A 1852-nucleotide genomic window follows, 5' to 3' on the forward strand; every position below is an offset into this window, starting at 1 on the left:
GGCCTGGCGTTCAACCTCTCGCACACCCGGGGCGCCGCGCTGCTGGCGCTGGCGGCGCCGGGCCCGGTCGGGGTGGACATCGAGCGGATCACCGGCCAGGACCGCATGGCCCTGGCCGAGCGGTGGTTCGCGCCGGCGGAGGCGGCGGCGGTACGGGCGGCGGCCCGCGCCGGTGACCGGGCGCCGTTCTGGGCGTACTGGACCTGCAAGGAGAGCTATGTGAAGGCGCTGGGCCTGGGCCTGGCGCATCCGCTGGACCGCTTCGAGGTGCGGTTCGCCGAAGCCACCGCCGACGCCGCGGTCTTCGAGGGCGGGCGGCACCGCGCGGCGTGGCGGATGCGGCGGCTGGATCTGCCCGCCGGCTACGCGGGCGCGGTGACCGTACGCGGGCCGCTGACCCTGCTGCGCACCTGGTCGTGGACGCCCGGCGCGGCGCCCGCGACCCGACCGGAAGGTTTGTCGCACCATGGATGACTCGTTCGACTACATCATCGTCGGGGCGGGGGCCTCGGGGGCGCCCCTGGCGGAGCGGCTGAGCGCCGATCCGGCCCGCAGCGTGCTGCTCCTGGAGGCGGGGCCGGCCGACAGCGACCCGTCGATCCGGGTGCCGGCGGCCTATCTGTCGCTGTTCGGCGGCCCGTTCGACTGGGCGCGGCGCACCGTGCCGCAGCGCGGTCTCGGCGGGCGGGAGATCTACTGGCCGGCCGGGCGCACCCTGGGCGGCTCGTCCTCGGTCAACGCCATGATGTGGGTGCGCGGCTTCCCGGAGGACTACGACGCCTGGGAGCGGCTGGCGGGTCCGGAGTGGGGCCGGCGGGCCGTCACCCGGTGCTTCGACGCGCTGGAGGACCGGGAGGATCCGCTGGCGGCCGGGCGCCGTACCGGCGGCGGGCCGATGCCGGTGCGGATGCAGCGCGACCCGAATCCGCTCACGGCGGCGTTCCTGGCGGCGGCCCAGGAGGCGGGGCTGAGCGAGGTGTCGGTGGACGGGTACGCGACGGCCGAGCGCGGCGGTCGCACGGCGGTGACGCAGCACGAGGGGGCCCGGTTCAGCACCGCCGACGCTTTTCTGCGCCCGGCGGCCGGACGGCCCCGGCTGACGGTGCGCACCGGGGCCGCGGCCCGCCGGGTGCTGTTCACCGGGCGGCGGGCGAGCGGGGTGGAGTATCTGCACGAGGGCCGGCTGGTCACCTCGCGGGCGCGGGCCGAGGTGGTGCTGTGCGGCGGCGCCGTCAACACCCCGCAGCTGCTGAAGCTGTCGGGGATCGGCCCGGCCCGGGAGCTGCGCCGGTTCGGCATCCCGGTGGTGGCCAACCGGCCCGAGGTGGGGCGCAATCTGGCCGACCATCTGGTGACGATGCGGGTGGTGGCCAGCCGGGAGCCGATCAGTCTGTACGACGCGGCCTCGGCGCGGGAGATGGTGCGCTACGGCCGGTACCGGCGCGGCAAGCTGACCTCCAACCTCGGCGAGGCGTACACCTTCGCCCGCAGCGATCCGTCGATGGCGCTGCCGGATCTGGAGCTGCTGTTCGCGCCGGGCCCCTATCTGGACGAGGGGCTGACCCTGGGCGACGAGCACGCGTTCTCGGTCGGGGCGGTGCTGCTCCAGCCGCACAGCCGGGGCGAGGTGCGGCTGGCCTCGCCCGATCCGGCCGACGCGCCGCTGATCGACCCGCGCTATCTGAGCGACCCGCGGGGCGCGGACCGGGCGGCGCTGACGGCGGGCGCCCGCTGGATCGAGAAGGTGCTGGCCGCACCCTCGCTGGCCCGGTACGCGGGCGGGAACCTCCAGCCGACCGGGGACGCGGCGGACCCGGACGCCGTGGACGAGTCCTGCTCGCACTCCCTGTAC

General features: G+C 76.2%; 2 protein-coding genes. Both read left to right on the forward strand.

The genetic code is table 11. The annotated features are described in order from the left end of the window. The coding region (locus ACFV5N_RS27525; protein ID WP_385605170.1) for a 4'-phosphopantetheinyl transferase family protein at positions 1–474 on the forward strand (474 nt) is incomplete at its 5' end. Beyond that, the coding region (locus ACFV5N_RS27530; RefSeq protein WP_385605173.1) for a GMC family oxidoreductase at positions 467–1852 on the forward strand (1386 nt) is incomplete at its 3' end. The genes ACFV5N_RS27525 and ACFV5N_RS27530, both read left to right, overlap by 8 nt.

Source organism: Streptomyces sp. NPDC059853, assembly GCF_042731495.1.
In the GTDB taxonomy this organism is placed as follows: Bacteria; Actinomycetota; Actinomycetes; order Streptomycetales; family Streptomycetaceae; genus Streptomyces.